The 23,218-nt window shown below is 66.7% G+C and carries 23 protein-coding genes; 12 read left to right on the forward strand and 11 right to left on the reverse strand.

What is annotated here, in order from left to right:
- Positions 1 to 34: 34 nt before the first annotated feature.
- Positions 35 to 1,324 (reverse strand): adenylosuccinate synthase, encoded by a 1,290-nt coding sequence (locus tag ACQP1T_RS36835; protein ID WP_433757572.1) that lies wholly within the window; start codon positions 1,322 to 1,324, stop codon positions 35 to 37.
- Positions 1,325 to 1,540: 216 nt separating this feature from the next.
- Here ACQP1T_RS36835 and ACQP1T_RS36840 point away from each other — a divergent pair, with 216 nt between their 5' ends.
- Both ACQP1T_RS36840 and ACQP1T_RS36845 read left to right on the forward strand, forming a co-directional pair.
- Entirely contained in the window at positions 1,541 to 2,248 is a 708-nt protein-coding gene (locus tag ACQP1T_RS36840) for a hypothetical protein (RefSeq protein ID WP_433757573.1), read from the forward strand.
- A 2-nt stretch (positions 2,249 to 2,250) separates the two neighbouring features.
- Positions 2,251 to 3,036, forward strand: coding sequence for a site-2 protease family protein (locus ACQP1T_RS36845; protein WP_433757574.1), 786 nt, complete (start codon positions 2,251 to 2,253; stop codon positions 3,034 to 3,036).
- Between the two features lie 294 nt (positions 3,037 to 3,330).
- On the opposite strand, the gene ACQP1T_RS36850 is transcribed toward ACQP1T_RS36845, so the two are convergent.
- The 3 genes from ACQP1T_RS36850 to ACQP1T_RS36860 all read right to left on the reverse strand — a co-directional run bounded on the left by ACQP1T_RS36850 (position 3,331) and on the right by ACQP1T_RS36860 (position 6,340).
- The gene (locus ACQP1T_RS36850) at positions 3,331 to 4,434 is read right to left on the reverse strand and encodes an FUSC family protein (RefSeq protein ID WP_433762508.1); all 1,104 of its coding nucleotides are present in this window, start codon (positions 4,432 to 4,434) and stop codon (positions 3,331 to 3,333) included.
- A 48-nt stretch (positions 4,435 to 4,482) separates the two neighbouring features.
- Positions 4,483 to 4,932: a DUF3151 domain-containing protein gene (locus ACQP1T_RS36855; protein WP_062993703.1), complete on the reverse strand. Its 450-nt coding sequence runs from the start codon at positions 4,930 to 4,932 to the stop codon at positions 4,483 to 4,485.
- 808 nt (positions 4,933 to 5,740) lie between these two features.
- Entirely contained in the window at positions 5,741 to 6,340 is a 600-nt protein-coding gene (locus ACQP1T_RS36860; RefSeq protein WP_433757575.1) for a hypothetical protein, read from the reverse strand.
- A gap of 1,297 nt (positions 6,341 to 7,637) precedes the next feature.
- Here ACQP1T_RS36860 and ACQP1T_RS36865 point away from each other — a divergent pair.
- Positions 7,638 to 8,699, forward strand: a complete 1,062-nt coding sequence (locus ACQP1T_RS36865; protein ID WP_433757576.1) for an Rv0361 family membrane protein — start codon at positions 7,638 to 7,640, stop codon at positions 8,697 to 8,699.
- A gap of 116 nt (positions 8,700 to 8,815) precedes the next feature.
- Positions 8,816 to 9,880 (forward strand): fused (3R)-hydroxyacyl-ACP dehydratase subunits HadA/HadB, encoded by a 1,065-nt coding sequence (locus tag ACQP1T_RS36870; RefSeq protein ID WP_433757577.1) that lies wholly within the window; start codon positions 8,816 to 8,818, stop codon positions 9,878 to 9,880.
- Positions 9,881 to 9,890: 10 nt separating this feature from the next.
- On the opposite strand, the gene ACQP1T_RS36875 is transcribed toward ACQP1T_RS36870, so the two are convergent.
- The gene (locus ACQP1T_RS36875; protein WP_433757578.1) at positions 9,891 to 11,342 is read right to left on the reverse strand and encodes a DUF4185 domain-containing protein; all 1,452 of its coding nucleotides are present in this window, start codon (positions 11,340 to 11,342) and stop codon (positions 9,891 to 9,893) included.
- Between the two features lie 312 nt (positions 11,343 to 11,654).
- Between ACQP1T_RS36875 and ACQP1T_RS36880 the strand changes: the two genes are divergently transcribed.
- Positions 11,655 to 11,993, forward strand: a complete 339-nt coding sequence (locus ACQP1T_RS36880) for an excalibur calcium-binding domain-containing protein (RefSeq protein WP_433757579.1) — start codon at positions 11,655 to 11,657, stop codon at positions 11,991 to 11,993.
- Between the two features lie 43 nt (positions 11,994 to 12,036).
- Positions 12,037 to 12,366 (forward strand): excalibur calcium-binding domain-containing protein, encoded by a 330-nt coding sequence (locus ACQP1T_RS36885; RefSeq protein ID WP_433757580.1) that lies wholly within the window; start codon positions 12,037 to 12,039, stop codon positions 12,364 to 12,366.
- Between the two features lie 5 nt (positions 12,367 to 12,371).
- Here the strand turns inward: ACQP1T_RS36885 and ACQP1T_RS36890 are convergent, their stop codons facing one another.
- Entirely contained in the window at positions 12,372 to 13,490 is a 1,119-nt protein-coding gene (locus tag ACQP1T_RS36890; protein ID WP_062993337.1) for a BTAD domain-containing putative transcriptional regulator, read from the reverse strand.
- A gap of 17 nt (positions 13,491 to 13,507) precedes the next feature.
- Complete coding sequence (fbaA, locus tag ACQP1T_RS36895) at positions 13,508 to 14,542, reverse strand: class II fructose-bisphosphate aldolase (RefSeq protein ID WP_433762510.1); 1,035 nt, start codon at positions 14,540 to 14,542, stop codon at positions 13,508 to 13,510.
- A 324-nt stretch (positions 14,543 to 14,866) separates the two neighbouring features.
- Between fbaA and ACQP1T_RS36900 the strand changes: the two genes are divergently transcribed.
- Positions 14,867 to 15,526, forward strand: coding sequence for a DedA family protein (locus ACQP1T_RS36900; RefSeq protein WP_433762511.1), 660 nt, complete (start codon positions 14,867 to 14,869; stop codon positions 15,524 to 15,526).
- Between the two features lie 19 nt (positions 15,527 to 15,545).
- Entirely contained in the window at positions 15,546 to 16,229 is a 684-nt protein-coding gene (locus ACQP1T_RS36905; protein ID WP_433762513.1) for a DedA family protein, read from the forward strand.
- Positions 16,230 to 16,262: 33 nt separating this feature from the next.
- Here ACQP1T_RS36905 and ACQP1T_RS36910 read toward each other — a convergent pair whose 3' ends face one another.
- Both ACQP1T_RS36910 and ACQP1T_RS36915 read right to left on the reverse strand, forming a co-directional pair.
- Entirely contained in the window at positions 16,263 to 16,916 is a 654-nt protein-coding gene (locus ACQP1T_RS36910; protein ID WP_433757581.1) for a LuxR C-terminal-related transcriptional regulator, read from the reverse strand.
- On the reverse strand, positions 16,913 to 18,277 hold the full coding sequence (locus tag ACQP1T_RS36915; protein ID WP_433757582.1) for a sensor histidine kinase: 1,365 nt from the start codon (positions 18,275 to 18,277) through the stop codon (positions 16,913 to 16,915). Before ACQP1T_RS36915 ends, ACQP1T_RS36910 begins: the two co-directional genes overlap by 4 nt.
- A 95-nt stretch (positions 18,278 to 18,372) precedes the next feature.
- On the opposite strand from ACQP1T_RS36915, the gene ACQP1T_RS36920 reads away from it, so the two are divergent.
- The 4 genes from ACQP1T_RS36920 to ACQP1T_RS36935 all read left to right on the forward strand — a co-directional run bounded on the left by ACQP1T_RS36920 (position 18,373) and on the right by ACQP1T_RS36935 (position 21,375).
- Complete coding sequence (locus ACQP1T_RS36920) at positions 18,373 to 18,702, forward strand: DUF4190 domain-containing protein (protein WP_433757583.1); 330 nt, start codon at positions 18,373 to 18,375, stop codon at positions 18,700 to 18,702.
- A gap of 48 nt (positions 18,703 to 18,750) precedes the next feature.
- Positions 18,751 to 19,431: a TrmH family RNA methyltransferase gene (locus ACQP1T_RS36925; RefSeq protein WP_433757584.1), complete on the forward strand. Its 681-nt coding sequence runs from the start codon at positions 18,751 to 18,753 to the stop codon at positions 19,429 to 19,431.
- Positions 19,432 to 19,548: 117 nt separating this feature from the next.
- The gene (locus ACQP1T_RS36930; RefSeq protein ID WP_433762514.1) at positions 19,549 to 20,637 is read left to right on the forward strand and encodes a glycoside hydrolase family 76 protein; all 1,089 of its coding nucleotides are present in this window, start codon (positions 19,549 to 19,551) and stop codon (positions 20,635 to 20,637) included.
- 285 nt (positions 20,638 to 20,922) lie between these two features.
- On the forward strand, positions 20,923 to 21,375 hold the full coding sequence (locus ACQP1T_RS36935; RefSeq protein WP_433757585.1) for a hypothetical protein: 453 nt from the start codon (positions 20,923 to 20,925) through the stop codon (positions 21,373 to 21,375).
- A 15-nt stretch (positions 21,376 to 21,390) separates the two neighbouring features.
- On the opposite strand, the gene ACQP1T_RS36940 is transcribed toward ACQP1T_RS36935, so the two are convergent.
- Both ACQP1T_RS36940 and ACQP1T_RS36945 read right to left on the reverse strand, forming a co-directional pair.
- Positions 21,391 to 22,080: a lysoplasmalogenase gene (locus ACQP1T_RS36940; RefSeq protein ID WP_433762516.1), complete on the reverse strand. Its 690-nt coding sequence runs from the start codon at positions 22,078 to 22,080 to the stop codon at positions 21,391 to 21,393.
- 19 nt (positions 22,081 to 22,099) lie between these two features.
- Positions 22,100 to 23,164 (reverse strand): beta-ketoacyl-ACP synthase 3, encoded by a 1,065-nt coding sequence (locus ACQP1T_RS36945; protein WP_062993349.1) that lies wholly within the window; start codon positions 23,162 to 23,164, stop codon positions 22,100 to 22,102.
- Between the last annotated feature and the right edge of the window lie 54 nt (positions 23,165 to 23,218).

Consider the following 23,218-nt stretch of genomic DNA (forward strand, 5'->3'; position numbering starts at 1 on the left):
ATGAACGGCCGCACCGTATCAGCCGTTACGGTCCTCAACCGAGCACGTCGTGGCGGACAATGGTCTGGTCACGGCCTGGTCCGACACCGATGCAGGAAATGCGCGCGCCGGACAGTTCCTCCAGACGCAAGACATACGCCTGGGCGTTGGCAGGCAATTCCTCGAAAGTCTTTACCTGTGAAATGTCTTCCCACCAACCGGGCATCTCTTCGTAAATCGGCTTCGCGTGGTGGAATTCGGTCTGTGTGGTCGGCATCTGCTCGACCCGCTTGCCGTCGATCTCGTAGGCGACGCAGATCGGCACCCGCTCCAGACTCGACAAGACGTCCAGTTTGGTGAGGAAGTAGTCGGTGACGCCGTTGACCCGGGTCGCATAGCGCGCGATGACCGCGTCGAACCAACCGCAGCGGCGGGCCCGACCGGTGGTCACGCCGACCTCGCCACCCTGCTTGGCGAGGAATTCACCGAAATTGTCGAATAGTTCGGTCGGGAACGGCCCCGAACCGACGCGGGTGGTGTAGCACTTCAGGATGCCGAGCACCGTCGTGATCTTGTTGGGTCCGACGCCCGCGCCGACCGCCGCGCCGCCCGAGGTCGGGTTGGACGAGGTCACATACGGGTAGGTGCCGTGGTCCACATCGAGCAGGGTGCCCTGCGAACCCTCCAGCAGTACGGTTTCGCCGCGCTCCAGCGCCAGATTCAGTTCCAGGCGTGTGTCGGCGATGCGGTGGGCGAAGCTCTCCGCCTGTCCGAGTACCTCATCCACCACCTGCTGCGGATCCAATGCGCGACGGTTGTAGATCTTCACCAGGACCTGGTTCTTGAACTCCAGGGCCGCCTCGACCTTCTGGGTCAGGATCTTCTCGTCGAGCACATCGGCGACGCGCACGCCGACCCGGGCGACCTTGTCCTGATAGCACGGCCCGATACCGCGACCGGTGGTGCCGATCTTCTTATTGCCGAGGAAGCGTTCAGTGACCTTATCGATGGCCACGTGGTACGGCATGATCAAGTGCGCGTCGGCCGAGAGCAGCAGTCCGGTGGTGTCGACGCCGCGCTCCTCCAGTCCGGCCAGCTCGGCGAGCAGGACGCCGGGATCGACCACGACACCGTTGCCGATGACGTTCGTCACGCCCGGCGTGAGAATCCCGGACGGGATCAGATGCAGTGCGAACTTGTCGCCATTGGGCAGAACGACCGTGTGACCGGCGTTATTGCCGCCTTGGTACCGGACAACCCACTGCAACCTGCCACCGAGCAGATCGGTTGCTTTGCCCTTACCCTCGTCGCCCCATTGGGCGCCGATCAGGACGATTGCCGGCATGGTCGTGTCTCCTACGGTTCGACGCGCAGTATCTCGTGTACTGCAGCTACCTGCCGTATCGAGGCGGTGGCCGGAAGCACAGTCTACCCAACGCGTTCGAGGCGGCATCGAACCGGATCGCACCGTAGGCTCGACAACCGTGTGGCCGTAGTCGGGCAGGGCTATGGTTGCGAGGCACTGGCGGACCAGCAGGGGGTCCGCCGACAGGTGGCGAGGGTGACCGACGGGTTGTCGGCCGAACCGAGGAGGGTGTACGGCAGTTTGAGTACCCACGTTCTCCGTTGCGACGGCGCACCGGTACCCATCGCCCTCGCGTCGCTGCCGCTTTCGCAGACGACCGCCATCCCGGAAAACGGCGTGATCGATGAGCTGTTGCCCGTCCTCGCCGCCGACAGCCTGCCCAGGCTGATCGTGCTCGGCGACGATGCCGCCCTGGCCTCCGTGCTGACCCATCTGATGCGGACCGAGCGACTGCATGTGGAGATCGGGTATGTGCCCGTCGACAAGACCTACGGCTCACGCGCCTACCAGACCGGCACCGGCAATGCCGCCGCCAAACGCGCGGTGAAGGGCCGGGCTGTCGAAACCCCGCTGATTCGCGATGACACCGGAACGGTGCTCGTCGGTCGGGCCGAGATCACCGGTCCGGGCGGCGAGAAGCTCGAGGGCGAGGCCTATGTGGATGACGCCCTGTTGTTCTCCGGCAAGGTCGACGTGATGATCGTCTCCCCCATGCTGGATCTGCCGGGGGTGCGGGCGAGCGTGCAGAAGAACATCATCCGCAGGCGCCGCTGGCTGGAGGGGCGGGCCGCACAGCTCGGCACGCCCGGGGCCGTGGTGACCAGGGACGGCATTGCCAACGACCGAGTGCTGCCGCGGTCGTCGTTCTATCGGCATCACGAGAACTGGCTACTGGTGCGTTGACGATGCGTTTCCCGAGAGGCGGCCGCCCAGCGCTGGGTGTTTCGCGGCGGCCGAGCCCGATATTCCTGCTGGTGATCGCCATCGCGGTGGCCGGTGGCGTGCTCGCGTGGGGTGCCGATGTGCAGTCCACGCGGGCGAAGTTCGGGGTATTTCTGCTCGTCGTCTTCGGCTGGATCGTCACGCTGTGCCTGCACGAATTCGCGCACGCGTACACGGCGTGGCGGGCGGGCGACCGCGAGGTGGAGTTGCGAGGTTATCTCACGCTGAATCCACTGAAGTACAGCCATCCGCTGCTGTCGATCGTGTTGCCGATGGTGTTCATCGCGCTCGGCGGCATCGGCTTGCCGGGCGGTGCTGTGTACGTGCACACGCACAACGTCAGTGCGCGCATGCAGCGGATCATCAGCGGTGCCGGGCCCGCGGTGAATGCGGTGTGCGCGGTGCTGTTGTTGGTGATCGTGCGGTTCTTCGGCAGTGACACGTCACATCGCGCGTTCTGGTACGGCCTGAGCTTTCTGGCGTTTCTGCAGATCACCGCGACGCTTTTGAACATTCTGCCGCTGCCCGGGTTGGACGGATACGGCGTGATCGAGCCGTCGCTGAGCTATCAGACCAGGCGGGCACTCGATCAGTTCAAGCCGTTCGGGATGCTGATCGTGTTCGCGCTGCTGTTCACCCCGTCGATCAACCAGATGTTCTTCCATGCGGTGTACTCGCTGTACGAATTGTCCGGTGTCGACTCGGACTGGTCGCGGTTCGGCAGCTGGCTTACGCGGTTCTGGACCTAGCCGACATACCGGTCGCCCGGTCCGACCTCTCGAACCGGGCGACCTCTTCGCACGACCGCTGCGCGCCCTCACCCGCCCGGCCACCACACCATATGGCCGGTAGGGCGGTTCGCCGTCGGGCGAAGCGTCCCAACCGCGCTACCCCTCGTAACCGCGGTTGCCTCTCGAGGCTATGACCGCGGGCATACGCGAACACGAGTAGCGGACTACGTGAAGATCATGATTCGGGCGCCGAAGGCCGAGCGCACTGTCCCGCATCGGGCGGGAAAGTCCGAAATCCGCTGAGTAGTCGACTCATTCCTCCGGCGGCACATGCGGATTCGGGACCGTCGGGGGCAGCAGGGCCATGGCCGAGATGCGCTGCATGCCGCAGACCTGCATGAGGTCGACCAGCATGGAGCGCATCTGGGCGAAGACCACATGGGCCGAAAGTCCCGCGCCCTCAACGAGTTCCGGTCGCGCGGCCTTCGCAATGCCACGCAGCACCCGGGCGGCCTCGGCCTGATCCGGCTGCTCGCCCGGATCGGCGAGCATCATCCGGCGCACCACCTCGACGGCTTGGGCGAGACGCTCGAGTCCCTCGATCAGTCGGGGGTCGAGGATTTCGTCGTCCTGGACCAGAGTGAGCGAACGACGCAGCAGCACCCTGGTATTGCGGACGGCATTGTCGAGCGGATCGGCGGTGGCGCGGATGCGGTCGAGGCGCTGGCGGGAATTCCAATAGAGCGGCGAGATTCGGCTGATCTCGCGGCCGCCCTCCAAGGTGGAGCGCAGACCATCGATCTGGGGCTGGGTCGCGCGGGCCGCGGTCAGGGACGTGCGGATCTTCTCCTGATCCTGTTCGAGCAGGCCGTCGGCGCAGTCGTGCAGCGATTTCGCCAGTACCGCAAGGACTTCCGCGGCTTGCTCGCGGGCCCGGCGCACCGGATGCAGCGGTATCGATGCGACGACGACCACGCCGACCAACCCGCCGACGAGCGCGTCGATCATGCGCGAGAAGCCGCCGCCCGCAGACGGCGGCAGCAAGGTCGCGACCAGCACCGCCGAACCGGCGGCCTGCATGGTGATGATCGAACCACCGTCCAGGAATACCGCAAGGGCCATGGCCACCGCGACAACCAAGGCGATCTGCCAGACGCCGGTACCCGCGCGGGTGATGAACAGATCGCCGATGCCGATGCCGACCGCGACACCGACCACCAACTCCACCGACCTGCGCAGCCGGGCGCCGAACGAAATGCCGATCGAGACCACGGCCGCGGTCGGCGCGAAAAAGGGCACCGAATGCCCGACTATTTTGTGCGCGATGAACCAGGCCAGCGCCGCGCCGACCGCGCACTGCAGAATCGGCAGCGCGGACAGTCGCAATCGCGCCCACGAGCTGCGCAGCCGCTCCATGCTGCTGGCGCGGGCGACGCCGACCGGGGAATTCGGATCGATCAACTGTCAGTCGAGGCCGAGCTCACCCGCGGCGCGCGGGTCGCAGTCTTCCAGCAGATCGAGGCAGCGTGCGTACTCTTCGGTCTCACCGACCGCCCTTGCCGCCCTGGCAAGTGCGCCGACACTGCGCAGGAAACCGCGATTGGGTTCGTGGCTCCACGGCACCGGGCCGAAACCCTTCCAGCCATTGCGCCGCAAGAGGTCGAGGCCGCGGTGGTAACCGGTGCGCGCGAACGCGTACGCGGCGACGATGTCGTGATTGACCACCTGGGTATCGCCATCGGCGCCGCCGCGCTGCAACGCCGCCTCCGCGAGCTGGGCCCAGGCGATCGAAGCCGCCGGATGCGCGGCCGCGACCTGCACCGGATCGGCGTTGTTCAGCAGCGCCTCCTCCGCATCGGAGTCTTCGGGCAGGAGTACCGGTTGCGGTCCGAGCAAGTCACCGAACGAGGTCATGCGGTTCATTGTGCACTGCGTGCGCGTGCCGCGCCGACACTGCGTTCCCCTGGCTGAGCAGTGCCCGCCCGCCGCGCCCGCCCACCCGCCGCCATCGAGCCGGACAGGGCAGGGGATTCCTTACAGTCGACCGAATTGCTGGCTAGGCTGGCCGTCGAGTTCAACTGTTCCGCCCGACCGAGGGGTTATAGGTGTCCGACCCGAACGACGAGAAGAGCCCGGCACGAAATCCCGGCCGCCCCGCCGAAGCGGCAGCTGACCCGCGCCCCGCCGCACCCGCAGACCGGACACCCGCATCGCCCGAACCGGGTAAGTCTCCGGGATCAGGCGCATCCTCGCGCCCCGGTTCCGCAGCAGGCTCCGGCACCCCGGGCAGCCCCTCGGAAGCCGGGGCTGGGGCGAAGGAAGGCGCAGCTGACGCGACCCGACCGTTCCGCTCATCGTCAGGGGCCAGCTCGTCGGGACCCAATGCCCCCACCCGCTCCGGTCCAGCCACAGGTTCCGACACCCCCTCGCGTCCCGGCACCCCTTCAGGGCCGGGCTCCTCCTCCGGACATGGTGCTTCGGCGGGCAGCGCAGGCTCAGCCACCGGACCGTCAGCCCCATCAGGGCCGAGCGCGTCTCCTGGATCCGGTGCGACGCCAGGAAGCGGGGCAGCCAACGCGGCGACGCGGCGAGTCCCTGCGGCATCGTCGGGGCCGAACGGGCCTTCGGCATCCGCGAAAGCCGCGGGCGAGCGCGCCGCGGCCGCTCCTACTCGCCCGATTCCGTCGCCATCGCTCCCGAAGCAGCCGTCCACCGGCTCTGGTCAGTCGACCGGATCCGGTGCGGCCACCGGGGATATCGCCGCGCTCGGTAAGCCTGCGGCACCAAGCCATTCGGGCGGAGCCGATACACCGCCCGCGCCATCCGTCCAGGGCAACGCCCCCAAGCGCGGCGGCGCGGACCAGCGAGGTAGCGGCACCGCCTCACCTGCTCCCGCATCGGGCAACGCAGCCAAGCCAGGTAGCGCGGGCCCCCAAGGCGGCGCAGCCCCATCTACGCCCGCGCCGAGCAACGCAGCCGGCCGCGCGAGCCAGCGCGAAAGCGGCAGCGCCCCAACCGCTCCCGCATCGGGCAACGCAGCCAAGCCAGGTAGCGCGGGCCCCCAAGGCGGCGCAGCCCCATCTACCCCTGCGTCGAGCAGCGCAGCCGGCCGCGCGGGCCAGCGCGAAAGCGGCAGCGCCCCAACTGCTCCCGCGCCGGGCGGCGCAGCCAAGCCGAGCGGCAGCGGCCAGCAAGTTGGCGGCGCCGCACCGTCTGTCTCCTCGCCAGGCAACGCAACCAGGCCGGGCACCGCAACCGGGCCAGGCGGCACGGGCCAACGAGAAAGCGGCAGCGCCTCGCCCGCTCCCACACCGAGCAGCACTGCCAACCTTGGCGGCACCGGCCAGCGAGGTGGCGGAACCGCACCGCCTGCTTCCACGCCCGGAGGCGCGGGTTCAAAAGGCGCAGACCCATCCGCTCAAACGCCAAGCGGCGCACCCAGGCCCGGCAACACGAGCCAGCGCGGTATCGGCTCAGCCTCATCTACTCCCGCACCTGGCAACACAGCCAACCCCGGCGGCGCGGGCCAGCGAGGTAGCGGAACCGCCTCCCCCGGTTCAGCGCCAGGCAAAGCGACAAGGCCGGACGGTATGAGCCGACAAGGTGGCAGCGCAACCTCATCGACTGCCGCGCCGAGCGGCGCAGCCAAGCCGAGCGGCACGGCCCAGCGCGATAGCGGAACTGCCTCACCTGCTCCCGCGTCGGGCAACATCGCCAAGCTGGGCGGCATGAGTCAGCGAGGGGGCGACGCAGCCCCATCCGCTCAAACGCCGAGCGGCGCACCCACGCCCGGAGGTGCAGGTCAGCGGGATAGCGATGCAGCCTCATCTACACCCCCGCCGGGCGGCACAACCCGCCCCGGCGGCGTGGCCCAGCGCGGTGGCGGCGCAGCCGACCCCGGCGGCGCGGGCCAACGCGGTGGTGGCGCGGTCCCGTCTGCTCCGACGCCGAGCGGCGCAGGCCCGCGCGATAGCGGCCCAACCTCGGCTGCTCCCGCGCCGGGCAATACAGCCAGCCCCGGTGGCACCGGCCAACGAGGTGGCACCGCCTCACCGGCTTCCGCGTCGGGTAGCGCAACCGCGCCGGGTGCAGGCCAACGAGGTAGCGGCACCCAATCTGTTCCTGTCCCCGGTGGCACAAATAGGCCGGGTGGGCGCGATAGTGGCGCGGCCTCGTCTGGTTCTGGGAAGCCGGGCGCAGGTGCCGGGTCGGCACAGGCCGGGGGTGCTGCGGCGGATTCCGAAGGGAAGACGGCGGAGATCTCGCGTGGTGGTGTCGCGGGTAAAGACAAGTCGGAGCCGACCGAGGCGACGCAAGACGCGGGCTCCGGCGGGGCAGGCCAGACTGCCGCCGGGCCGAATTCACCGACCGTCGTGATCAAACGGGGCGGTACCGCAGCGCAGGCTGGTGGCGGTTCGGCGAAGTCAGCCGCGGCTGCCGGTGCGGCGGGTGGAACTGCCGCTGCGGCCGCCGGAGGATCCGACGCAGGCGACGAAGCAGTAGGCGACAAGTCCGCCGGAGCAGCCGCCGAAACGACTACTCGGTCGAGGGGAGCCACGCCACCGACCGAAAACGCTGCGCCACCAAGTGGCACTCCCGCATCCGCTGCGGAAACCGCTGTGATTCAGCGGGATTCGGCTGCGACCAAACCCGCGGCACCACCGGACAAGGTCGACGATGCCGCGGGTGCGGATGCGGCGACCATGGTGATGCGGCGGGTCGATCCGAAGGGCAAGGGTGCGGCTGCCGCGCCGACGCAGCCGGATGAGCCGGATTTGGCGGGCGCGGACGACAAGACCGTCGCCATGCCGGTGGTTTCGAAGCTGGATGCCGAGCAGACCGTCGCATTGCCGATTCAGAAGCCGGTCGGTAAGCCGATCGACAAGGACGCCACGGAGCGAATGCGGACCGATGCCGGGACCAAGCCCGGTACCGACCGGATCGTCCCGCCCGCGGCGCGGCCCGGACCGATCAGCAAGCCGCCGAGCACACCGCGTCCGGCCGCTGGTCCGAAACAGGCTGGGGCGCAAGGTCCTTCGCAGGGCGGCCCCGGGGTCGAGGAGACCGCACCGTCGGCGCCGCGCGGGCCGGGACGGCCACGACAGGTCGCATCCGCACCGTCACCGGCCGATACCCAGCAGACTCGACCAGCCCAGCCGGTCGGCGGACCGCGACCGATGGCCCAGCCGCAGCGAATCACGCCCGGTCGGCAATCGGCGGACGCCGAGGCACCGGCCGAGCGCTCGAAGCGCTGGCTGGTCATCGGGGCAGCCGCGGTGGCGCTCATCGCGGTGATCGGGCTCGCGGCCGTGCTCATCGGGAATCGGGGCGACAGCTCCCCGGAGGCGAAGGTCCGCACGACCATCAGCGATTACACCGGGGCGCTGAAATCCGGCGATCTCGCGGCGTTGCGCAGCAGCACCTGCGGGCAGCTGCACGACTTCTATCAGAACATTGCGGCGGACCAGTTCGCGGGCGTGCACCAGCTGTCGATGGATCGCAAGAATATCCCGGTGGTGGCGAGCGTCGATACCATCAAGATCACCGATAAGACGGCGATCGCACAGGCCACCGTGTACACCGATGCGGATCCGACGAAGCGCTCGGCGCGGACGTTCGACCTCGAGCAGACCGCCGACGGTTGGAAGGTCTGCGAGCCGCCGAGCTCCGGAACGCCATGACCGAAAGATGGCACCGCATCCAGCAGGACATATCCAAAAGGTAAGCCCTCTAACCGGTAGTGAACGTCACACTCACCTGGTCATCAGACCGGTTCGCCAGTAGCATGGCCCGGATCATGGTCAGGGAGCAGACAATCGATAAGCCGGAAGTCGAAGCGGCCGAGCAGACAGCCACGGCGGCGGGGCGCCGGTTCAGGGTGCGCGAACACTATTCGGTCGGCCGGGAGAAAGTCCGTGAGTTCGCCCGCGCGACGCAGAGTCGCCACGGTGCGCATTACTCCGAACCGGATGCGCTCGAGCTCGGTTACGACGGCATCATTGCGCCGCCGACCTTCGCCTCGGTCATCGGCATCAATGCGACCAGGGTCCTGCTGGATACGGTCCTCACCGAATACGACCTGTCTCAGATCCTGCAGACCGACCAGGTCTTCGAACTCACCCGCCCGATCCTTGCGGGCGACCAGCTCAGCACCGAGATCGTGATCGACTCGATCCGTCAGTTCGGCGATAACGACTTCGTGCTGGTGACATTCTCGCTGACCAATCAGCACGGCGAGATCGTGCAATCGGGTTCGACCACCATCGTGGCGCGCCGCGGTGTCGAGGTGGATCCGAATATCGCGGCCGCCGTCGAGAACATCATGATGCACGCGCGTCCGGTCACCATCGGTGACATCGCCAGGCCGGACCCGCTGGTCGCGTTGCCCGCGGACGCTCCCGCCCCTGGGCAGCCCGCGGTGCGCAGCGCCTCCGTGCGATCCCTCCCGGACTTCGACCGACTAGCCGTCGGCGATCAGCTCCCGGCCGAGACCGCTCAGGTGACGCGCGGCGATCTGGCCAACTATGCGGGAGTTTCCGGCGATCCCAACCCGATTCACTTCAGCGAGCGCGCGGCCCAGTTGGCCGGACTGCCGACCGTGGTGGCACACGGCATGCTGACCATGAGTCTGGCGGGCGACTACCTGACCGCCTGGCTCGGTGATCCGACGGCCATCGAGAAGTTCAGTGTGCGGTTCGCCGGATTCGTTCCGGTGACCGCCGACGCGCCGAGCTCCGTCGAATTCAGCGGGCGGATCAAATCGCTCGATCCGCGCCGACGGACCGCGACCATTGTGCTCGCGGGTAGTTCAGGGGGCCGCAAACTTTTCGGCCGGGCCATCGCCGAGGTTCGATTCGCCTAGCGCGGCGACCTCATTCGATGGTCGCGTGCACGAGATAGACGTTGTAGTCGTTCCATGTCGAAATATTGAAGTACAGGTCCGAACCCGAGGACCAAGGGTGGATGAATCCGCCGTACAGCTCGGGATATTCGCGTGCCGTCACCGTCGGCGTGCCATCGGTCCACACCCCCTGCGGTGAATCCGCTTCGCGTACCACCAGTGCCGCTTTCCCGGTATCCAAATAGCTCATCTGCCATACATTTCGGGAAGCATCGAAGCGCACCGACAACTCGCCGACGGGCGCGTCGACGATCGGGCTGGCGGAGCCGAATCCGCCTACCGGAGTCCAGTTTCCGTCCTGCCAGTACTGATAGGCGGTGGTGTTGAGGAGCTGATCCTTCGGCACTCGCGCCAGTCCGACCGATCCGAGCCGGGTATTGGGCGTGCCGAACATGTACACGTAGTCGCCCTGCGGAACCATCGCGCTCACTTGGAAATTCGCGAGTCCGAAGATGTTGTCCCAGCGCGCGTACGGATCCTTGGTCCAGGTCTGACCGTGGTCATCGGAATAGGCGATGCCGCCGTAATTGGTGAAGAACGTGCCCGGAATACTGTTCCAGGTGCGAATCGACATATAGCTCAGGTACTGCCGCGCACCGAGGGCGAATCCGGAGGTCGGAATCGTGGTGACCTCGACATTGTCGAGTTTGCGGCTGGAGAGCACCTCGGCGGCGTGGCAGCGGTCGTCGGTCACCATTCGGTCGTAGGTCATCCCGTCTTCGAGATCGCGATCGGTGCTGAATGCGAGGACATTGCTGCGCCAATCCAATCCCATTCCGCCCGGCGGGTGGAAGCCGCGGCCGACGGTGTCGCCGAAGGCGGTCGCGATCTCCCCCGGTGCGCTCTCCCACATGATGCCGAGATCCGTGCCATCCACCTGCCAGCGCTTATCGGTGCGATTGACCGAACTCGCGCCGGTCTGCTTGGCCACCTCGGTGACCGCGCCGATCCGCGGCGTCGGCCGAACCGCGGACAAAGGGGCGGATTCGATCGGCGGATCCACCCGCGCCGGAGGCGGCGGCACTTGACCGGGATCCGGTCCAGGTCCCGGAATCGCGAAATGGAAAGGCTTGGGGCTCAATAGAATTTCCGGAATGCCGAGTCGACTCGCCGGACTCGGCGGCGGAGCCGGTGCATCGGTCAGATCCGGGCACGGATTCACACAGGGATCCGACGGCAACTCCATTTCCGTGCGAACCGGCGCGGGTTCGGCGGCAGCTGGCGGCAGCACGGTGAGCACCGGATACGGAATCGGCACTTCGAGCGTCTTCGGCACCAGGCCCGCATGCGTCGCGGGCGGATCCGTGCGGCACGGACCGGCCACCGGTCCGGAAGGCGCGGCACCGGCCGGTCGCGCGGCACACGTCAAAGCCCCGGCCGCACACACGACCGCACCGAACACCACTACCCACCGCCGAGTCATCGCCAACCCCTTGGTATCTCGCGCAAAATGGACACCCGTCTCCCGGCCACCTGCCGCATCGAAGCCCTGCGCGGCGCCGCGCACCAGCGCCCGACCCTACCGGTTTTGCCCACTTCGACCCGGCCGACTTACCGAATCGGCCATGCGCCGCACGGACATCCAGAATTAACAGGAAACTTATACTCTATTTTCGGGACCTCTGCCCGGCTGTCCTGCTACCGTCCACGACACGACAACTCGAGTCGGGGTGAGTGGCCGTCCACCGGGGGAGCAAAGGGCCCCCGGTGGTTCTCATTCGACCAGAGGACACCCATGAAACCGACTTTGCACCCGAGGTCGCTGCTCGGAACGGCTTCGGCGATCCTGATCGCTTCCGCCGCCGTCGCATTCGCGGCACCGACAGCCAGCGCCGATCCGCTCACCGACCTGCTGTGCAACTCGGGCTCCGCCCAGTTCTGCCCGCCCGCACAACCGCAACAGAACTGGCCGAACAACCCACCGCCCCAATCACAACCACCGCAGACCCAACCGGCGCCCTACTACAAGAATTGCGACGAGGTGCGCCGAGCGGGAAAGGCGCCGCTGCACCGGGGTGACCCGGGATACGCCTCCCACCTGGACCGCGACAACGACGGAATCGCCTGCGAATAAACCGCACTGACATCGGCGCCGAAAGCGGAGCAGGATGGAGAATGTGAACGCTTCACTGATCTATCGCCGCGCTGTACCCGCGCTCGGAGCCGCATGTCTGGTGATCGGCGGCATCGCGTCGCCGATCGCCGCCGCCGATTCGTCCACCGTCCAATTCGTTGCCGGGCCCGATAGTTCGCTTCCGGTGCCGAGCTATCGGCCGGGGCCGAAGGGGTCGAATGTGCCGCCGCCGGAGGAGTCTAAGGAGGAGTCGCCGAGGTATTACACCGATTGCGATCAGGTTCGGGCCGAGGGGAAGCTACCGCTTTACCGTGGGCAGGCTGGGTATAACCCGTATCTGGATCCAGATGGGGACGGTATCGCCTGCGACTGAGCGAATTACTGAACGGCCTGGAACACCAGAACTGTTGCGCCGATGCGGATATTGTCGCCGTCGGCGAGCAGGGCACCGCTATCGATCGCCTCGTCGTTGACGTACACGCCATTGGCCGAATGCAGATCCTTGATCAGCAGTCCGGCCCGGCTCGGCATGATATGCGCGTGGTAGCGGCTGGCCTTCGGATCGTCGAGGACCAGATCGTTGTCGGTCATCCGGCCGATTCGCATGCCGCCCTGCGCGATCGCGGTGACCCGGCCGTCCGGCATGCGCAGCTGTCCGCTGCGCACCGCGCGCGGCATCTCGGTGACCGTCTCGGTCATCGCCGCGGCCAGCCGCTCGGTGCGCTTGAGTTCCATTGTGCTCAGCGGTTCCTGCCGCAGCACCCGCTGTTCGAGATCGACCAGGACCGGCCCAGGATCGATGCCGAGTTCGTCCGCGAGCACCGTGCGCACCCGGCGGCAGGCGTCCAGCGCATCGGCCTGTCGGCCGGACAGGTACAGCGCGGTGATCAGTTGCCCCCACAGCGGTTCGCGCAGCGGATGTTCATTGGTCATCGAGACCAACTCGCCGATCACCGATGACGCACGCCCACAGGCGATTTCGGCATCGATCCGAGCCGATGCGGCCTGCAGCCGTTCCTCGTCCATCGCGGTGGCGAAACCGTCGGCGAACTGCAATCCGGCCAGATCGGCCAGTGCCCGACCGCTCCACTCGCGCAACGCGTTTCCGAACAGCTGCGACGCGCCGACATGGTCGCCGACCTCGGCGGCACGCGCGCCCGCATCCCTGGCCGCCTCGAAGCGGCCGAGATCGCAGGCGTCCTCCGGAATCTCGAGTCGATAGCCGGATGATTCGGTGCGCAGCACCATGGCCGGGTCCACACCCGAATTACGCAGTGCCTTACGAATATTCGAGACGAATACCTGCAGGCTGGCGGCGTAGGAATCGGGCGGATCCTCGTTCCAGACCATATCCGCCAGCGCGGCCGAAGCCACCGCGCGCCGTCGATTGACGGTCAGCGCGGCGAGCAAGGCTCGCGGCTTGGGCCCGCCGACCGCCACCGGCTCACCACCGACCAGCAGTCGCACGGGCCCGAGCACGCGCACATCCAGACTCATGTACTAAACGTAAAGGCTCAGGCGCTGATCGAGCGACCCGCAGACTTCAGATCATTGCACGCCTCGACGACCCGCGCCGCCATGGCCGACTCGGCCTTCTTCAGGTAGCTGCGCGGATCGTAGGACTTCTTGTTGCCGACCTCGCCGTCGATCTTGAGCACACCGTCGTAGTTGGTGAACATGTGCGCGGCGACCGGTCGGGTGAACGCGTACTGGGTGTCGGTGTCGACGTTCATCTTCACCACACCGAAGCGCAGCGAATCCTCGATCTCCGACTTCAGCGAGCCCGAACCGCCGTGGAAGACGAAATCGAACGGCTGCGCGTCCGCCGCCAGGCCGAGCTTGGCGGCCGCCACCCGCTGCCCCTCGGCCAGCACCTCGGGCTTGAGCACCACATTGCCCGGCTTGTAAACGCCGTGCACATTGCCGAAGGTCGCGGCGAGCAGGTACTTGCCGTTCTCGCCCGAGCCGAGCGCGTCGATGGTCTTCTGGAAGTCCTCGGGCGAGGTGTAGAGCTTCTCGTTGATCTCGGCCTCGACACCGTCCTCTTCACCGCCGACGACGCCGATCTCGACCTCGAGGATGATGTTCGCGGCATTGGTCGCCTTGAGCAGCTCCTTGGCGATCTCCAGGTTCTCGTCGATCGGGATGGCCGAGCCGTCCCACATATGCGACTGGAACAGCGGGTTCTTGCCCGCGTTCACCCGCTCCTGGGAGATGGCGATCAGCGGCCGCACGAAGGTGTCCAGCTTGTCCTTGGGGCAGTGGTCGGTGTGCAGCGCGATGGTCACGTCGTAGCGCGCGGCGATCACATGCGCGAATTCGGCCAGTGCGACCGCGCCGACGACCATATCCTTCACACCCTGGCCCGAGCCGAACTCCGCGCCGCCGGTGGAGAACTGGATGATGCCATCGCTGCCCGCGTCGGCGAAGCCCTTGATGGCCGCGTTGACGGTTTCCGAGGAGGTGCAGTTGATGGCCGGGAAGGCAAAGGAGTTCGCTTTGGCCCGACCGAGCATCTCGGCGTAGACCTCCGGAGTCGCGATGGGCACTGTGAAGACCTCCGTGTTGTGCGGCAAAAGACAATTCTGTCAGGTCACAGACTAGGCCAGCGGGCTTTCGCGCGATGTGCGGGGACCGCTCTGCGCGCCCGCCGCAGAGTGCGGACCGGCCGGTCGGACATGGCGAACTTTTCGCACAGCAAGAGGTTTCTCAGTTGGACCCGGTACTGTTGGCCGCGTAATTGCGCTGGCAGCTTCCGATGCGGTGGCAAGCAATGTAGGCCAGCCGTACCCGGGACAGGAGGCCGCGTGATTCTGCTGGCAGCGACAGAATCGGTGACGAGCAACGTCGCATTGACCCAGTTGCTGGACCCGATGCACCTGCTTACGGAGACGTGGCTCAAGAATGCGGTGCTCCCGGCGATCCTGGTGATCGTCTTCATCGAGACCGGCCTGCTCTTCCCGATCCTCCCGGGCGATTCGCTGCTGTTCACCGGCGGCCTGCTGTCCGCGACGGACAATCCGCCGGTCTCGATCTGGCTGCTGTTGCCCGCCGTCATGGTGACCGCCTTCGCCGGTGACCAATGCGCCTATTGGATCGGCCGGGCGATCGGGCCCGCGCTGTTCCAGAAGGAAGACACCCGGTTCTTCAAGAAGCATTACGTCACCGAGACGCACGCGTTCTTCGAAAAACACGGTCCGAAGACGATCATCCTGGCCCGCTTCGTGCCGATCGTGCGCACGTTCATGCCGGTACTGGCCGGTGTGTCCAAGATGGACTATCGCAAGTTCGTCACCTTCGACATTGTCGGCGCCATCCTGTGGGGCGGCGGTGTCACGGTGCTCGGCTACTTCCTCGGCAACATCGAATTCATTCGCAAGAACATCGAGCCGATCTTCCTGCTCATCGTCTTCATCTCGATCCTGCCCGGCATCATCACGGTGGCCAAAAAGGTGCTCAACCGCGGTGCGGACGAGGCCGCTCAGCACGACGATGCCGCGCTGACCGCCTCGACGAACGAGCCGACCCACTGAGCCCGTGTCCACGGCGCAGTTGCCCCTAGCAGTGGGCAGTTTCGATCCGCTGACCTCGGCGGGGCCCGCGCTCGTCTGGACGGTGGTGCTGACCTTCGTCTTCCTCGAATGCGCGTTGATCATCGGGTTGTTCCTGCCCGGTGACTCGATGCTGATCACGGCGGGCATCGTGATGGCCTCCAATGCCACGGGCGAGGCCCATGTCTGGGCGCTGTCCGTCGGCGCGATGGTCGCGGCCATCGCGGGCAACCAGGTCGGCTACGTCATCGGGCATCGCACCGGCCATCACCTGGTGGCCAGGAAGAACGGCCGCTACATCAACACCCGCAACCTGCAGCGGGTCACCGAATTGCTGCAGCGGCACGGTTTCCTCGCGGTGCTCATTTCGCGCTGGATCCCATGGGTGCGCACGCTGTGCCCGATGGTCGCGGGCGCGGCCAGGATGGATCACCGCAAATACACCGTGGCCAGCACGGTCGGCGCCATTATCTGGGCGCCGGTGCTGCTGCTCATCGGCTACTACGCGGGCAGTTTCCTGGACCGGGTGCCGTGGCTGATGCCGGGAGTCATCGGCACCCTGGTGGTCGGCCTGATCATCGGAACCGCCATCGGCATCCGGCACTACCGCCAGGAGATCGCCAAGCCCGCCGAGGAATTCGATTTCGAAACCGCGGGCGACGACACGAAGACGGCCTCGATTTGACGCCATGACCGGCGCAACCGCGGCCGCGCCGGTTCAGCCTTTCAGGCGCAGGACCGCGAGGACCCGGCGGTGGTGGGTGTCCGACGGCGGCAGATCCAGTTTGGTGAAGATGTTGCCGATGTGCTTTTCGACCGCGCGCTCGGTGACCGTGAGCGCGGTCGCGATCGCATTGTTCGACAGTCCCTGTGCCATCAGTTCGAGGACCTCGCGCTCGCGGGGTGTGAGCCGGGCGAGCGAATCCTGTTGGCGCGAAGCACCCATCAACTGACTCACCACCTCCGGGTCGAGTGCGGTGCCGCCGGTGGCGACTCGGTCCAGGGCGTCGACGAAATCGCGCACGTCGGCCACCCGATCCTTGAGCAGGTAGCCGACGCCGCTCGCGCCACCCGCGAGAAGTTCGGTGGCATAGCGGGTCTCGATCCACTGCGAGAACACCAGCACGCCGGTGAGCGGGTACTTGCGGCGCAACTCGATCGCCGCGAGCAGGCCCTCGTCGGTGAAGGTGGGCGGCATGCGCACGTCGACCACCGCCACGTCGGGGTGGTAGGTGCCGACTACATCGCTCAAGGTGGTGGCGTCGCCGACGATGGCGACCACCTCGTGGCCACGCTCGGTCAGCAGTCCGGCCAGCCCGTCGCGCAGGATCGCATTGTCCTCGGCGATGACCACCCGCAACGGCGTACTCATCGCGGCCCGGCCGTCGGCAGCAGGATGGTCACCACGGTCGGTCCGCCGGTCGGACTCTGCACCGTCAGCGTGCCGTCCACCGCACGCGCCCGCGCCGCAAGCCCGGAAAGTCCGCTACCCGCGACATGTTCCCCATCGATCGGCGGCAGCACGCCGCCGATCCCGTTGTCGCGCACCGAGACCGCGATGGTGTGCGCATCGGTCGGCACGACCGACACCCACGCACTGGTGGCATGCGCATGCTTGACCACATTGGTGAGCAGTTCGGCGACCGAGAAGTAGGCGATCGCCTCGATGGCCGGATTCGGCCGCTGCGGCAGCTGGACTCGCAGTTCCACCGGAACGGCACACCGCGAAGCCAGTGTCTCCAATGCTGGCTCGAGCCCCAATTCGAGTGCGGGCGGATGGATTCCGCGTACGAGTTCGCGCAATTCGGTCAGCGCCTCCTTGGCATTGGCGTGGGCGTCGGCGATCAGGTCGCGTGCGTCGCCGCCGAGGGATATCCGCTCCTCGGCCCGACCCAGCGCCATGGCGATGGTGACCAGCCGCGCCTGCGTGCCGTCGTGCAGATCCCGCTCCACCCGACGCAGCGTCGCCGCCGAATCCTCGACCGCCGCACGCCGACTCGCCCGCAATTCGACCAGCTGCCGGTCCCGCGCCGTCGCCGATAGCAACGCGATGGTGAGCAGTCCGTGCACCCAGCACACCGCGCGCAGCAGCCACGGCAGTGCGAAGCAGCAGATAATGCCGACCGCGGACATCAGCAAAACCCGCGACCAAGTGTCGATGTACACGGATCCGAACTGGGCAAGGGAATGGTGCGCGACACCGTTGTCGTCGATATTCGTCGGGTTGAACAGCACCCACGGGATGGGCGAGAGCGCGGTGAATACCGTCACGGCCACCACGACCAGCACCAGATATCCGCCGACCACACCGAGTACCGCCTGCGCTGACAGGAACAGCATGGCTCGCCAACTCGCGCGATCGGTGAACGCGCTCTTCAGGAATCCGAAGAAGCCCGGCCGCGAGACATATGGCGGCGGCGCGTCCACCGGCGTATCCAACAGATCCCTGGCCAGCGCGCGATACACCTTCGCCCACAGCCGCGCGCCCAGAATCACCAGTGCCAGGATCGGAATACCGATGAGGAAGATCGAGGCGTACAGACCGCCGCCGAAACCGAAGAACAGATAGCAGACGGCGAGCATGCCGATCGCGAAAACCGTGAATACATAGACGAGTTGCTTCCAGGTCCTGGCCTGGATCGGCGCCCGCAATATCGCGCGCAGCACCGCTCGCGCGTCCGGACCGGTCTTACCGGTGGGCGCGTCGAGCACGAGGGTTCGGGTCTCGGTCATGGACTCCATCGTTGTCGCGGTCACTTCGGCATTCGATCGAGCTGACCGGCGAATCCGAGGTGTGGCCAGCTACACCACCAATTACCATCCTGCGCATGAACTATCCGCCACCGCCGCAGTACGGTTCGCCGTACGGCTACCCGGCCTATGGTCCGCCGCAGGATCATCCGCAGGCCGTCACGATCATGATCCTCGGCATTCTCGGCCTGCTGATGTGCCAGATCCTTGGCCCGGTCGCGTGGGTGATGGGGAAGAAGGCGCTCAACGAGATCGACGCGTCCGGCGGCGCCATCGGTGGTCGCGGCAGCGTCCAGGCCGGATATATCTGCGGCATCATCGCCTCGATCCTGCTGGTCGTGACCCTCGCATTCGTCATCATCATTGCGGTCTTCGCCGTTATAGGCGCCTCGTCCTCGACCTACTGAATCCGGCCACCCGAACGTGGCGGCGCGGCCGGAATTAGCATCGTCGGGGTGAACCACCCCGCGCCGGATACGGCCGAGCAGCCAGGCCCCACCGAATGGGGCGAGCATCCGCACGGTGTCGGGCCATGGGCGCAGGAGCACGGGCAGGCCCCGCCGGATGATCCACGCTACGACCCGGAGCTGCTCGCGGGCGGTGACCGCCGCAATGTCGTCGATGCCTACCGCTACTGGGCGCGCGAGGCGATCATCGCCGATATCGACCGCCGCAGGCATCCGTTCCATGTCGCCATCGAGAACTTCGGCCACGACGCGAATATCGGCACCGTGGTACGCACCGCCAATGCCTTCGCCGCGGCCGCCGTGCACATCGTCGGTCGGCGGCGCTGGAATCGCCGCGGCGCCATGGTCACCGACCGTTATCAGCACATCGAACATCACACCGATATCGGCGAGCTGATCGCCTTCGCGGAGCGGGAAAATCTGACCGTGGTCGCCGTGGACAATGTGCCGGGCTCGGTTCCGCTGGAAACCGTCGAGTTACCGCGCCGCTGCCTGCTGTTGTTCGGGCAGGAAGGACCGGGTGTCACCGAACATGCCAAGGGTGCGGCCGCGCTGACGGTTTCGATCGCGCAGTTCGGTTCGACCCGCAGTATCAATGCCGGAGTCGCGGCTGGTATCGCCATGCACGCATGGATCCGGCAACATGCCGATTTGACGTCAGCTTGGTAACGAAAAGACCGGCATTATTCGGCACGAAGCTGGCACCATTGACCCATGACCTCGCGGAGCCCGGATACCGGGCGCGATGCTGCCCCCACGCCCGCGCTGTGGTCCGAGCGTGCGGATATGGCCGAATCCGCGATCGTCTCTCGGCACCTACGCGCGCTATGGGGCGTGCCGGGTACCGAATTGGGTGTGGTCGGTTGGCCGGCGACCCGTCGTGAACGCGGCTTCGCGACCTGGCACTACTGGTGGCAGGCGCATCTGATCGACTGCGCGGTCGATGCCGCCAACCGGGTGCCGACGCCGACCCGGCGCAAGCGCATCGCCGCCATCGCGCGGGCGCATCGGCTGCGCAATATCACCGGATGGACCAACAGCTACTACGACGATATGGCCTGGCTGGCAATCGCTTTGGAGCGTGCCGAGCGGACCCAGGGCATCACCGAGACGCGCGGCGCTCTGGTCGCACTCGAGAAGGAGCTGTACGGCGCTTGGGATCCGGCACGCGGCGGTGGTGTGCCGTGGCGGGTCGACTCGGACTATTTCAATGCCCCCGCCAACGGGCCGGCCGCCATCGCGCTGCTGCGGCTCGGCCGCCACGTCCGCGCGCAGGAAATGGCCGACTGGATCGATGCGAGGTTGTGCGACAAGGAATCCGGCCTGATCCTGGATGGCATCCACTTGCCTTCCGGCGAGATCGAGCGCCCGACCTTCAGCTACTGCCAGGGCGTGGTGCTCGGCTTGGAGACCGAACTCGCGGTGCACACCGGCGAGCCGCGGCACGGCGAACGGGTGCACCGACTGCTCGCCGCGGTCGAGGAGCAGATGACCACCAATGGGGTGATCAATGGCGGCGGTGGTGGCGACGGCGGCCTGTTCAACGGCATTCTGGCCCGGTATCTCGCGGTGGTCGCGCTGATGCTGCCAGGTGATGAGCGCGAACACGCCGCCGACCGGCGGACCGCGGCGGCCATGGTCCGCGCCAGTGCGGCGGCGGCTTGGGCGAACCGGCTCGACGTCGAGGGCGAGCCGCTGTTCGGCCACGACTGGAGCAAACCCGCCCAATTACCCGGCGGCCGGTCCGGCGCCGGACATTTCACCGCGGGCGGTTCGGTGACCTCGTCGCGGGTGCCCGAACGCGATATGTCGGTGCAACTGTCGGGGTGGCTGCTGATGGAGGCGGCCTACCAGGTCAGCGCGGCCGGGCTGTAGGCATCCGCATGCTGGTAAGCAGTTCGATCAGCTGACCAAAAGCATTGCCGGACAATTGATCAGCGGTATTACCGCGGTGCTCGGCAGAACCGTATGGTTCGACGGCACCGCCGCGAGTCGTGACCGGGAAGCATTACGGGCTCGCGGACCACTCGGTCGCCCATCGGAGGGGACGGACGGCCGGGCGCGGCGAAAACGGGCAGGTCACGGTTCTGGTCAAGGCGCATTCACGCCAGGGTGGCCGGTCCTATTCTGGAGATGCAGGGCAGTCGGGTGGAGGCTGGCATGGATCACGCACGCGTTCTCCGCACAGTGCTCGGGGTGACCGCCGGGTATTTGATCGTGCTCGGATTCTGGCTGGGCTGGCTACTACCGCATACGCCGCCCGGGACCGAGCCGTTTCAGATCGTCGCGCTGGTCGGTCTGTTCGGATCATGCGTGGGCGTCGGAATGCTCTTGGCCGCTCGGCCATCGCGCGCGGATCGGCAGCTGTGGCGGCACGGGCTGGAGGGGTGGGCGACCATCGAGGGTGCGCATACGCTGCAGCGCACCGATCATCACACCGAGTTGACCGAATTCGATCTGGAGCTCGTTGTACCCGGATCCGAAAGTTACCGTGGCACCATCGTTTTCGATGTCACCCCGGCCGATAAGCCGCGACTGGCGGTCGGTGAGACCATCTCCATCCGAGTCGATCCGGAAAATCGGGATCGGATCATTCTCGTTCTGGGGCAATAGCTTTCGGGCGCGAGGTCAGTCCCGTGCATGCGCTCGCGGGTCCGCGAGCAGATATTGCGCGGCCGCATAGGTAGCCAGGATGACGCCCTCGGTGACCCGCCGGGAACGCGCACTGCGCGCGAACAGCCGCCGCAGCACGATCAACCCATCGGAAACCGTGAACAGCAATGCACCGAGGCCGAGCCGACTACGTGGATCGGAATTCGGAATATTCAGTCCGGCAATATTTTTCGCGCCCGGAGCCAAACCTGGGTCGGAGGCGAGCACCGCCGCACTGCCCAGCGTCGCACCGTAGGCCGTCAGCGGAGCCGCGACGGTCGGCGCCCCGGTCCGCATCAGCGCCGCGGCGCCGAGCCAGGCCAGCAGCCGTGGAATCGCGATCTCCGGACGGGGCCGTCCACCCCGCCGCCACCACAGCACCGAATATCCGGTCTGCATCACCGCGAACGAGGACGCCCCCGCGATCAGCCGCCGATCATTATCCGGCTCGATCAACAGCACATCACCGATGGTCGCGGCACCCAGGGAACCCAGCAGAACTGTCCGACCGACCGGATCCGACACCGTCCGATCGGTCGCCACATCCGCCGCCAACAGCGGCATCAGCAGCGGCTTCGCCACCCATTGCAGCTTGTCACGGCCGGTGACCGCGCCATACACGGTCAACGCGGCAGCCACCACAAACCCCGCTCGGAACGGACGCACGCCCCGCGAAAGCCGCAAATCAGACACCGAAGCTCGGCTCTTTCGGCGCGGGCGGCAGCGTGACCACCTGGCCCGCATAGCTCAGACCCGCACCGAAGCCGAGCAGCAGCGCCACTTGGCCGCCCTTGGCCTTACCAGTCACCAACATCTCCTCCATCGCCAACGGGATGGAGGCGGCCGAGGTATTGCCGGTGTTCTCGATGTCATTGGCCACCGGGATGTCATCGGCCAGTCCGAGGTTCTTCTTCATCAACTCGTTGATGCGGGCATTGGCCTGATGCGGAATGAAGACCTCGATATCGTCCTTGGAGACACCGGAGACCTCGAGCGCCGAGGCCAGCGCGCGCGGCAAAGTGACCGCCGCCCAACGGAATACCCGCGGCCCCTCCATCCGCAGCGACATCCGGCCGATGGGCTCGACGGCCGGATCGGTGCCCTGCAGCCGCTGCGCCTTCTCCATGTATTCCAGGAAGTTGACGTCCTGCTCGATCGCCGACGCATTCTCGCCGTCGCTGCCCCACACCGTCGGGGAGATGCCGTTCTCCTCGCTCGGGCCGACCACCACCGCGCCCGCACCGTCACCGAAGATCATCGCGGTGCCACGATCGGTCGGATCGAGTCCGACCGTCATCGTCTCGGCACCGATGAGCAGCACGTATTCGGCCGATCCTGACCGGATCAGGTCGGCGGCGACGCCGAGACCATAGCCGAAACCGCCGCAGCCGGAGGTCAGATCGAAGGCCGCGATCCCATTCATCCCCAGGTCATTGGCGACCTTGGGGGCGCCGTGCGGAGTAAGCGTCAACCAACTCGAGGTGGCCAGGATCAGCGCGCCGATCTTGGACCGGTCGATGCCGCTGTTGACGATCGCGCGCTCACCGGCCGCAGCCGAAATCGACTGCAGCGTTTCGTCGCCGCTGATCCACCGACGGTTGCGCACACCGGTGCGCTCGTAGATCCACTCCGGGGTCGAATCGAGAACCTCGCACACCTCTTCATTGCTGACCAGGCGTTTCGGACGGTAAGCACCGATGCCGAGCATCGCGACATTCGCACGGCTCTTATTGACTGCAATGCTCACCACAGGTAACTCACACGACCCTTCGCTGTCTCGAACACGCCCCCTCATCGGGTCGCA

Origin of the sequence: Nocardia sp. CA-135398 (assembly GCF_050955845.1) — a bacterium.
Taxonomy (GTDB): domain Bacteria; phylum Actinomycetota; class Actinomycetes; order Mycobacteriales; family Mycobacteriaceae; genus Nocardia.

Bases quoted from the DNA above. Each gene is read 5' to 3' on its own strand.
- ACQP1T_RS36880 (WP_433757579.1), top strand. From the start codon at position 11,655: ATGAAACCGACTTTGCACCCGAGGTCGCTGCTCGGAACGGCTTCGGCG.
- ACQP1T_RS36935 (WP_433757585.1), top strand. From the start codon at position 20,923: ATGGATCACGCACGCGTTCTCCGCACAGTGCTCGGGGTGACCGCCGGG.
- ACQP1T_RS36835 (WP_433757572.1), bottom strand. From the start codon at position 1,324: ATGCCGGCAATCGTCCTGATCGGCGCCCAATGGGGCGACGAGGGTAAG.
- ACQP1T_RS36890 (WP_062993337.1), bottom strand. From the start codon at position 13,490: ATGAGTCTGGATGTGCGCGTGCTCGGGCCCGTGCGACTGCTGGTCGGT.
- ACQP1T_RS36915 (WP_433757582.1), bottom strand. From the start codon at position 18,277: ATGACCGAGACCCGAACCCTCGTGCTCGACGCGCCCACCGGTAAGACC.
- ACQP1T_RS36875 (WP_433757578.1), bottom strand. From the start codon at position 11,342: ATGACTCGGCGGTGGGTAGTGGTGTTCGGTGCGGTCGTGTGTGCGGCC.
- ACQP1T_RS36855 (WP_062993703.1), bottom strand. From the start codon at position 4,932: ATGACCTCGTTCGGTGACTTGCTCGGACCGCAACCGGTACTCCTGCCC.
- ACQP1T_RS36900 (WP_433762511.1), top strand. From the start codon at position 14,867: ATGCACCTGCTTACGGAGACGTGGCTCAAGAATGCGGTGCTCCCGGCG.
- ACQP1T_RS36930 (WP_433762514.1), top strand. From the start codon at position 19,549: ATGGCCGAATCCGCGATCGTCTCTCGGCACCTACGCGCGCTATGGGGC.
- ACQP1T_RS36870 (WP_433757577.1), top strand. From the start codon at position 8,816: ATGGTCAGGGAGCAGACAATCGATAAGCCGGAAGTCGAAGCGGCCGAG.
- ACQP1T_RS36850 (WP_433762508.1), bottom strand. From the start codon at position 4,434: ATGGAGCGGCTGCGCAGCTCGTGGGCGCGATTGCGACTGTCCGCGCTG.
- ACQP1T_RS36920 (WP_433757583.1), top strand. From the start codon at position 18,373: ATGAACTATCCGCCACCGCCGCAGTACGGTTCGCCGTACGGCTACCCG.
- ACQP1T_RS36845 (WP_433757574.1), top strand. From the start codon at position 2,251: ATGCGTTTCCCGAGAGGCGGCCGCCCAGCGCTGGGTGTTTCGCGGCGG.
- ACQP1T_RS36910 (WP_433757581.1), bottom strand. From the start codon at position 16,916: ATGAGTACGCCGTTGCGGGTGGTCATCGCCGAGGACAATGCGATCCTG.